8 protein-coding genes are annotated in these 9836 nt (G+C 54.4%); 4 read left to right on the top strand and 4 right to left on the bottom strand.

The genetic code is table 11. From position 1 onward, the window contains the following. Positions 1-432: 432 nt before the first annotated feature. The gene (locus DIE23_RS38390; protein ID WP_124618045.1) at positions 433-1518 is read right to left on the bottom strand and encodes an NAD(P)/FAD-dependent oxidoreductase; all 1086 of its coding nucleotides are present in this window, start codon (positions 1516-1518) and stop codon (positions 433-435) included. Positions 1519-2018: 500 nt separating this feature from the next. Between DIE23_RS38390 and DIE23_RS38395 the strand changes: the two genes are divergently transcribed. Beyond that, positions 2019-2726, top strand: coding sequence for a succinate dehydrogenase iron-sulfur subunit (locus DIE23_RS38395; RefSeq protein ID WP_057929540.1), 708 nt, complete (start codon positions 2019-2021; stop codon positions 2724-2726). Between the two features lie 330 nt (positions 2727-3056). On the opposite strand, the gene DIE23_RS38400 is transcribed toward DIE23_RS38395, so the two are convergent. After that, positions 3057-3746 carry a HEPN domain-containing protein gene (locus tag DIE23_RS38400; protein WP_124618047.1) on the bottom strand — a complete coding sequence of 230 codons (690 nt, stop codon included), beginning with the start codon at positions 3744-3746 and terminating at the stop codon, positions 3057-3059. 91 nt (positions 3747-3837) lie between these two features. Further along, positions 3838-4830 (bottom strand): CBS domain-containing protein, encoded by a 993-nt coding sequence (locus DIE23_RS38405; RefSeq protein ID WP_221623389.1) that lies wholly within the window; start codon positions 4828-4830, stop codon positions 3838-3840. A gap of 631 nt (positions 4831-5461) precedes the next feature. On the opposite strand from DIE23_RS38405, the gene DIE23_RS38410 reads away from it, so the two are divergent. Next, positions 5462-6472: a hypothetical protein gene (locus DIE23_RS38410; protein ID WP_124618049.1), complete on the top strand. Its 1011-nt coding sequence runs from the start codon at positions 5462-5464 to the stop codon at positions 6470-6472. A 111-nt stretch (positions 6473-6583) separates the two neighbouring features. Here DIE23_RS38410 and DIE23_RS38415 read toward each other — a convergent pair whose 3' ends face one another. Next, positions 6584-7207, bottom strand: coding sequence for a tyrosine-type recombinase/integrase (locus DIE23_RS38415; RefSeq protein WP_124618051.1), 624 nt, complete (start codon positions 7205-7207; stop codon positions 6584-6586). Between the two features lie 368 nt (positions 7208-7575). Here DIE23_RS38415 and DIE23_RS38420 point away from each other — a divergent pair, with 368 nt between their 5' ends. Together DIE23_RS38420 and DIE23_RS38425 are read left to right on the top strand one after the other, a co-directional pair. Continuing rightward, positions 7576-8394: a short-chain dehydrogenase gene (locus DIE23_RS38420; protein WP_124618052.1), complete on the top strand. Its 819-nt coding sequence runs from the start codon at positions 7576-7578 to the stop codon at positions 8392-8394. 111 nt (positions 8395-8505) lie between these two features. Beyond that, on the top strand, positions 8506-9798 hold the full coding sequence (locus DIE23_RS38425) for a hypothetical protein (RefSeq protein ID WP_124618054.1): 1293 nt from the start codon (positions 8506-8508) through the stop codon (positions 9796-9798). The last annotated feature ends 38 nt before the right edge of the window (positions 9799-9836 follow it).

The raw sequence follows: 9836 nt of genomic DNA on the forward strand, positions 1-9836 counted from the left end.
GGCTACGCCGCCTCCGACTTCTCCCCACCGGCCAAAACCTCTGTCGCTATACCGGCCAAAATGATTGTCGCCGCGCACTAGATTGACGTAAGTGGCGTGCTACCCAACAACGGTATCCACATTTGCTGGTTGATACCCTCATTGCATGCTGCAATGCAAGAGTCGAGCAAATCGGAAACACGATTTCACAGCAGGGTTGGCCGTCCCAGTTCCACCCATTTCAGCCCCTCGACCCGGCGAAACCTCAACGGCAGCTTCCAAGGTACTCCGGCCTCTCGCTCAACCAAGCAAAACATCCGCGGCGGCTGGGCACCGTTGTTGTCATTCGAGGCCTATTGCGTCCTGCTTTGGACGAGTGACGACGCGTTTAACACCGCCGACACGATGCTTGATTCGTCGCCTTCCCCGTCGCGCCTAGGTCGATCCATGTCTCTAAAGCGCGGTGAAATCCCGGGCGCCCCGCGAGGGATGAACGGCGGCCACACGCTCGGCGAGCTTTGCATCGTAGCTCGAGTGCACATGCACACGCTTCTTGTCGGGAAACGCATAGACGTATGCTTTGCGCAGCGCGAGCGATGCCTCATGAAACCCGGATAGGATCAACTTCTGCTTGTTCGGGTAGCTGGCGATGTCGCCTGCCGCGAAGATGCCTGGCCGTGAGCTTTCGTAGTACGACGTATCAACGACGATCCGTCCGGCCTGTACGGCGATCCCCCAGTTGGTGATCGGACCGAGATCCGCAACAAGTCCGTAGAGCACGAGCAATTGATCTGCGTCGAGGCACACCGAGCCACCAATCTTGCGAACCTCGATCGATTCGAGTGTCCCCCCGGGCGCATTCAGCCCAGCAATCGTGCCAACCACGAAATCCATCTCGCCCGCCGCGACCGCCTGCTGTAACCGAGCGATGCTCGAGTCCGTCGCGCTGAAGCCGTTCCGTCGATGAACGAGCGTGACGCGCCGCGCGACCGAGCGCAGCGCCAGCGCCCAGTCGAGCGCCGAGTCGCCACCGCCCGCGACCACGACGGTTTTTCCGGCAAAGCCGTTCACGTCGGAAACGCTGTAATGGATATACCGGCCTTCAAGGAACGCCGCCTCATCGAGTGCCAGCCGTTGCGGCACAAACTCTCCGTTGCCTGCAGCAATCAAGATCGCCGCGGTGTCAAACGCAGACCCTTTGTCGGTGCGAGCAAGCCATCGACCGCCCTCGAGCGGATCCAGCGTCTCAATACGCTGACCGAGATGCATCGGAGGATCGAAGGGCCGGCATTGCTCTACGAGGCGATCGACAAGATCGCGTGCAGTGCACGATGGTATGCCGGGGATATCGTAGATCGGCTTGTCCGGATATAGTGCGATGCACTGGCCACCGGGGCGCTCGATCCCGTCAACGATCCGGCACGAGAGGCCGATCACGCCTGCCTCGAACGCAGCGAAAAGGCCCACGGGACCTGCACCGACAATCAGCACGTCGGTTCTTAAAGGACTCGCAAGCGAGGAATTTTCCGGTGATGTCACGTGTCCTCCTCGTGAATGTCATGCGGGGCGCACCATTACGCCTGCTTTTTCCATATCGAGCCGGTACAAACTCGCAACGCCATTACCGCACCCGTCGACTACTCAAAGATTCAAGGAGCACGGCCCAGCCGGCTCCAAGCCATCATCGCAAGTATCTATTTATATCATGGCGTGATATATATGAGTATGTCGACGTGGAGCAAATCCCTCCGATTTCCTCTCGATACAGCGAGAGCGAGTGATCTATGACGCGATGTGACTGCCGCAGCACCTCCGGCGAAATAGATCCGACCCGTTTTCCACATTGCGCCCAATTTTTCGCAGAACGGCCATGGTTGCTAGTGTTGGGGCGCCCGACCAAGACGAACAATGAATGGGGCGCGCGGGTGACCGGATGCTCCGTCTGGAATGCCGTCGGTCTTCAATCGACAGGAACGAAGTGACGGGGAGATAGCGAGCGCGCGTCGGATACGCGATCCGTTCCACAAAGGAGGAACATCGTGAGTGAAACAAGGACGTTTGAAATATTCCGCTACGATCCAGACCGGGATCCCAAGCCGTACATGCAAACGTACGAGATCGAGGTGCCCTCTACTGACAGGATGTTGCTGGATGTCCTTGTCCGGCTCAAGGCACGGGACGAGACGCTCAGCTTTCGGCGTTCGTGCCGTGAAGGCGTGTGCGGCTCGGATGCAATGAACATCAACCGCAAGAACGGGCTCGCCTGCATCGCCAACCTCAACGACCTTCCCCGCCACACGGTCCTGCGTCCGCTGCCCGGGTTGCCGGTCGTTCGCGACCTGATCGTGGACATGACCGCGTTCTTCAAGCAATACCACTCGATCAAGCCCTACCTGATCAACGACACGCCCCCGCCGGAGAGGGAAAGGCGCCAGACGCCCGAGGAACGCGATCAGCTCGACGGTCTGTACGAGTGCATCTTGTGCGCGTGCTGTTCCAGCGCATGTCCCTCGTACTGGTGGAATCCCGATAAATATGTCGGTCCTGCCGGGCTCCTGCAGGCCTATCGCTTTCTGGTCGATTCCCGCGACGAGGGTACGGGTGAGCGGCTGGACAATCTTGACGATCCGTATCGCCTCTTCCGGTGTCGGACGATACTGAACTGTACGGACGTCTGCCCCAAAGGCCTGAATCCGGCCAAGGCGATCGGGGAGATCCGCACCATGCTCGCGCGCCGGACGATCTGAGTGACGCAACCTGACACTGGGATACTGTTATGGCAATGCCACGGGCGACACCGGGGGAATTGATCGACGTTCGACCGCATTCCATCACGCTGTTGCGTTGACCGGTTGAATCCGCAGCCAGACTCGGCAAGCCACGGTCCCGGCGGCCCGTGACCGGCTCACCCCGACCCGTTGTGGCCTGTCGAACCAACTCGAACTCGAAGGCGGCTTTCGAGCTACAGCCGCCGTTCGTCGACTCGCGCACACAGAACGCTTCTTCATCTATTTGCCGAAGAGCCGACATACCTACGCGATCAACGTGGCGCGAACGCTGCGAGCGCCTTCCTCTGCTCAGAGGGCCGCAGCAACGGTCCGAAGTTCGCTAAGAAAAACTTGCAGACGCGTCACGTTCTGCGCGGTCACTATTGCCTTCAGATAGGCGCCAACGTGATTGACATTTTTCTGCCCCCTCTTAAGCCCTGTTGGATGAAGGGCGCCAACAGCTAGAGCGTCATTCATCGCTTTATGCGACCGCTCGCTTCGATGTGCCACTTGATTTCTAACAGCAATGAGCGAATTCACAACGGCCTTCTCTCTCGCGCTCCGATTCCTGAACCTGTCCGCGTCAACCGACACCAGCCAACTCTTCGTTTGATCGACAAGGGCACCGAAGTTGCTGAAGGTTATATTATTGCCGTTTCCATCGACAAGATCTTGAATTTCGTCTTTTTTAAGATGAACCGGAATGGTTAACCGTCCGTACTTTTCCAGAATTGTTGTTTGTTTTCTGGTAAGCCCTTGCTTTAACGAATCTTCGAGGTGAACGGCAAACCGAGTGGAGTCTCGATTGATGTAAGCTACCAAAAGATCACTTATAAAACCCTCCCAAAGCACAGCCGCCGCCAAGAGGGAATTTTCAACCAGGAACGAACGTTGGCTGTCTAAAGTTAATGCCGAGTTTGTCGTTATGTAAAGATTTTCCAAAGAAACCAAGCTATCCAAGAAATCCGCTTTCACGTCAACGGCATTCATTTTTCTCATTAGTTATCTTCTCCGAATAGATAGACTTGCTCGTTGCAGATCGGATTTACCTTAATGCATACTCTTTCTCAGTTGCAACGAAACCACAACATCAAATTGCGCCGACATCCCGAAGGCGCTTCAAAAATCCTGCAAATTCTCGAAGGAAAACCAGGTCACTAAGGTCAAGACCATCCGGATCGAAATGCATCACGTCGTTACGGATTTCTCTAACTCTCGAAAGCTGCTCCAGGAAAGTGACGCGATCAACCTCCAACTTCAATTGTTGCCATCGCGACTCCGGCTCTAGCAATCGGACATATTCTCCAAATGTAAGGTCGCTTGGTGACTGAATGGCACGTCCGTCGTCACCGGGCGCCTTCGCTGATTTAAGGTCTTCGACCGTAAACTTCCCGTGCAGCAGCAACCGAACTCCGCTTTCGATTTCCCCAACCAGCAAAAAGGGATCAGCGAGTGACTGAAACTGCGCATTGAGATCGCTGGCGGTGACGATTCCGGTAATTTGTCGATCTTTAGCCTGGACCAAAACATAGTCGTGCACGGCGATCTTCGAAATTACTGTACCTAAGGAGTCGTCGGCCGACACCACGTGCGCTGATTCCATACAATCCCTCACCTTTGCACATGGCCGTTTCAACGCCAGACGAGCACCGATAGTTTTCCAACTCACTGCGCCTTTGACGTCTCTTGGTCCAGTCATCACGGGTAGCTGCGAGAAATCATTGGCAAGCATCAGCGTCGTTGCTTGCTGTAGTGTTGAATCAGGAGTGACGGAGACGAGCACTTTATTTGCAGCGTCTATCCGTCCGACCCGATATGTTGGGTCAGCAGATGGGGCGACGCCCGAATCACCATCTTTCGATAATTCGAAACTGATGCTTGCATCGAGCCACATTACGTCGAAGTCTGGCTTCGTCACAAGCCCATGACGTTTGAGCGCGATGCGAATGTTGTTGACTATACGATAGCTCCTTCGCTCAGCGTCAAACCATAGCAAGAATGATCTCACTGTCTCTCGCGGAGGCGCAACGCCCTTTTTGAGCTGGTCGGCGATCGACGTTAATTTTTCTTCTGCTAGTGCCATATATAAAGGTAAATGAAAGGAATTGCCATGTCCACTCCTATTGCCAGAAAGTGACGAGTGTCGATGATGCGGGCGAGCGCGCTCCGTGCTGAAGAGTCTGCTCCCTGCCTCGCGTTATTTTAGCTGCCACGACATTTCGAAATTTACGCACATGGAGAACGCTACTTGCGGTTCGACACGTCGCCACTTTTCGATGCCGCGCCGAGTAGTCGGCATCTATGACAGAGCGGACATCTTAGAGGGTTTTAAGAAATCCGGCGAATGATCGCTTCTGCTGATGGGGCTCCGTGCACTACCGGCACGCGAGCGAGCTGTAATTGTTCTGCAGCCGTCACTCGAGAGTCAGCCTCACGCATGAGACGAACGACGCCTCGTGGCCGAACACGGCCGGCCGCCGCTCTGTGACGTGCGACCGGCGCAGATCGACCCTGAACGGTCGGCTAATCAGCGATCTGTCTAATGGCTACTTCCACGTGTGATCGGTCATACAGAACGCGGCGGCTAGAATGAACGGTATTGTTTGACCCCGAGGTTAGACGCCGTTGTGCGGGCGGCCGCTACGGAGCCTGATCTCGCCAAGCTTCTTCAGCGCTTGGTCTGACCAACGCCCGAGCCAACCAAGGGACGCAGCATGTTCGAAAACGACACCAAAAATCAACATTTTGTCACCCAGGCCGAGCAGAGGCTCAACGCCGCCAATCCCGAGGCTGATGATAAAAATAAGCGCATTTATTCGTTCAAACTTGTCGACCGAGAAAATTACGAACTTGCTCTTGAAAAACCGAACGGAAATCCTATCAGCAAAAATTTGTCTGCCTCGGATATTTTCAGTTTTGATGTAACGGGAAATGGCGATAGGCGGTTTAATTTTGAAGCATTATTTCAAAAGTACGAAGGCCATGTTGCAACGCATACCAGCAATCTTCTAGATAAGCTCAAGGCAAACAACAAAGACATAAAGACCGAAATCATCGATCTGTTTTCCGCCAAACTTCTTAACTTCGTGAGAAATCCGTTCTCAGTTGTAAAGATCATCAACACGTTTCCTGGTCTTGCCGCACACGACCCGACAAATCCAGAGCTACTCAGAATGTACCGGCGCATTGTTGATGGAAGGAAGCCGCATCAAGCGCACCGATGTTCGGAACTCGGGATAAGCAATGTACAGTATCTCGAATGGCTGCGCATTCTGTTCATGTTGCTCGTGCCGTTGGAAAGCGGGCAGCCCAATTTTTTTGATCAAATCATAAAAAAATTATTTGAAGACCGGGACAATTATCTAGCCGTCTGGGTCTGTGAATATGATCACGAAAGCTGCCTGCTTCCTGACCGGGGATATAGTCAGCCGATTGCCAATGGCCCGCATATGGCATTTTCCTTCAATCTGCGTCGGAATGCTTTCATAACCTATATTTTTGCCGATCCTCGTACGCTTCTGGACGGCAAGGCGCATCCCGAGTTCCTGGACCAGGTGCTTGCTGATCAAAAGTCGCTGCCCCTTAAGCCGATTGATGTTCAATTTTTGCGCAACAACCGTGAGCTGCTTGCCATCTATAACGGGCACGTCGTCTACCAGTGTCACGAGCGGGTATTTTGCGCGGTCAAAGATGGACTGGTCCTGCCTCAACGTAGACGTGAATGACCCTTATGTAATTGGATGCGCCATTCGAGTGTCCATCATTGGCATTGGATGACTGACTGCTGATGGCCGGACAGCGACCATTGGTCGATCGCCATCCGGTAGTGCCTGCGTTCAAACTTCAGTCTGCTCCGCCATCTCGAGCGCATCGTCAACCTCGATACCAAGGTACCGTACTGTGCTCTCAAGCTTGGTATGGCCGAGGAGCAACTGAACGGCACGGAGGTTCTTCGTGCGGCGATAAATCAGCGACGCCTTCGTCCGGCGCATAGTATGGGTGCCGTACGCGGTGTCATCCAGCCCAATCGACGCGACCCACCGATGCACCAGGCGCGAATATTGACGCGTCGAGATGTGCGGGGAGTGGTGGAGCCGGCTTGGGAACACGAAGTCGGCCGGCGTCAGCGTTGCCACCTTGATCCATGCCTCGATGCTGTCTCGAGTCTGCTCGGTAATCTCGAACTGAACCGGCCGTTGCGTTTTCTGCTGCATGATCGTCGCCCGGCTGGCGACGTGGTGTCCATGACAAACGTCGCAGACCCGCAACCGGGTCAGATCGCATGCACGCAGTTTGCTGTCGATTGCAAGATTGAAAATCGCAAGGTCGCGGACCCGCGCCGAAAGCTGGAGCCGGATACAAATCGCCCAGATTTCCTTGAGCTTCAGCGGAGGCTTCTGTCCCGTGAGCCGGCCCTTGTTCCACGGCACCCTCGAACGTCCTTCGTTAGTCGCCTTCATGACTATCTCCTTTCAATTGAAGGGAGATCCAGTCTGAGCTAGACATCAGCGGGCGCTGTCTGACCCCTTAGAGACGCTTGCCTCGTCGGTATCTAACCGGCTGCTTACGAGGTGCTTCTGTCACTTGGATTTGCGAGCACAAATACCGAACGACCCGGTAACTGTTGCGGGAACCTACCCGGGACGAAACGCTTGCCGAAATGGACGCGCTCGATGAACGGACGAAGGCGAGGTTCGGGCGTTGCTAAAATGGGGGCGCATGATGTCCAGAGGGCTCAACTCCGACCTGAAGTTTGCGGTACATTAGCTGACGCCCCACTTGCAGACACAACCCGGAACGAACAACACGCCGAGGCGGAAACATGCCCATGAGCGACGAAGAACTTGACGAAAATGAAGCTGACGATGGCTTGCCGACACCGCAAGCTTTCTGTCTATCTGTTCCGTTGTACAAGAAGTTCGAGTTCGACAAGGACGCTTCTAACCCGTTTTTTGGCATTGAACATTACAAAGGAACGCTGGACTGCTACTGTGAAGGTTGTGGCCGCCATTCCGTCTTTCATCGAATGGACAAGACAGACTATCGCGAGCACCATCACGGAAAGAATTATCTTTTCAATCTTTCGTTTGGTTGCTCGCGAGACTTCTCGCACCAACTCGTTTTTATTTTTCGGTCGCATCAAGGTGTGTTAGAGAAGATTGGTCAGTATCCCTCGATGGCCGATCTAGACACGCCAGATCTACAGAAATATCGAGCGTTGCTTGGTAAGGACCGATATCGGGAACTGACGCGTGGTGTCGGTCTGGCGTCGCATGGCGTTGGAGCCGGTGCATTCGTTTACCTCAGACGGGTCTTCGAAAGCCTCATCGATGACGCGAAAGGTGACGCCTCCCAGCAAGCGAATTGGGACGAAGAAGTCTTTCGGAACGCACGCATGGATGAAAAGATTCGATTACTCAGAGACGGGCTGCCAACGTTCCTCGTCGAAAATCGCAATATCTACAGCATCATGAGTGTCGGGGTGCATACGCTTTCCGATGAAGAGTGTCTTGACGCATTTCCAGTGGTAAAGATAGGCATCGAGCTGATCCTAGATGAAATGCTGGAACGGAAGGAGCGGCAAAAGAAAGTTGCTCAAGCCAACAAGAGCATTGCGTCACTTGCCGCAACCTTAAAAAAGATCTGAAATCGATCGCGCGCGATGTAAGCTCAAGTGGCCCCGCTACAGGTGGGCGTCTTATGGACTCCCACAATGACAGCCATAGTTCGAAGCTTCGCCGTGCGCTGACGATTCCCGATGGTCCTTGTGCTTATCGATGAATCGCATCTGCATAGCAAGTTTTCGTCGGCAAAATCGGCAAGAATACTCGGCGCGGTCCGGACGCCATCATCGACAGATATGAAAAGAGTGCGGCATGCATTTCCCCGTTTTGAACGCCTCAAAGGGGCCGTTGATATCGCAGTCAAACAAGGTACCCACGAGAGCGGGTTCGAACAGTTTGAAGAAACCCAGCAAGCGATTCGCGCATGCTTCCAAGGCGTCGAGAACGCGCCCGTGGTCACTGAATCGCCGCTGAATGGGCAGATAAGTGATGAACTTGGCGCGACGGCGAAAGAAGCGGGTTTCGCCTCGATGTTGGGAAACCAACCGCTAGAGCCATATTTCACCGTTGCACATGTACTCCGCAATGCCCTTTGGCAGGGAGGGAATGTGTCCCCCGTACAATGCGACGATCAGCGTTGGGTTCGCGCCATCCGAATTGCATTGACTCACATTGAGCACCGGGATCCCGCAATGGCACCGCGAGAGCAGATTCTGCCGAGAGACGTTACGTTCGCTCATGCGGTCAGTTTTTTCACCAGCAAAGGTTTGCCACTATCGCTAGTAGGCGATGAGCTTCCCCTTGAACCGCACGAACTCGGTGGCATGCTAGGAAGATGTGTGTCGCACCCATTGACATTACTGGGCGATACGCTCGCGATGAAGCTGATTGACGCTGTGCTCCATCCTCGCTACGACATAATGGTCCAGCGAGTTAGGCTGCACCCGAGGCCCGACAATATGGGTCGAAAGCTAGATCGGTCGCTGCCGTTAGGGCACCTTTACCGGCTTGCGTTGCAAGCGCTCGGGAAAAAGCGTTTAACCGGGAAACCGAGGGCGTTAGAGCAAGAAGTACATGAAGCAACAACGCACCTCGCAGCTCTTTACGATGTCGAACCGTTCAACAGCTTTGAAAACATGTTTCCACCGTATCCACACAGGGTCTTCGAGGTCTTAGTCGAAGTTATCCGATACGACGAGCTGTTTTCAATCCCGCAGTGCCGCCCAGATGTGATGTCCAGGTTGATCCAAGACATCTTTTCCAACGAAAGCGATGACCGAGGAGCTGCCGGTTGGTCGGCGCATGACGGTATGTTGCTTTGGCACGTCTTGCTGAACACATCGAAAGAGAATTCCGACTCGACGTTCATCAAACGTGCGCAGCTTGAGGCAATTTTGCAGGCGCGAGTGGGCCGCGCAGTTGCCTCAGCGCTGATCGACGCTTTTGTGCTTAGAGACGGTTTCAAAATGGCCCCTTGGGGCTGTTAACTTTCGCGACGAGCTGTTAACCTCAGGCATCGGAACAA

It is taken from the genome of Burkholderia sp. Bp9143 (genome assembly GCF_003853645.1).
Lineage (GTDB): Bacteria > Pseudomonadota > Gammaproteobacteria > Burkholderiales > Burkholderiaceae > Burkholderia.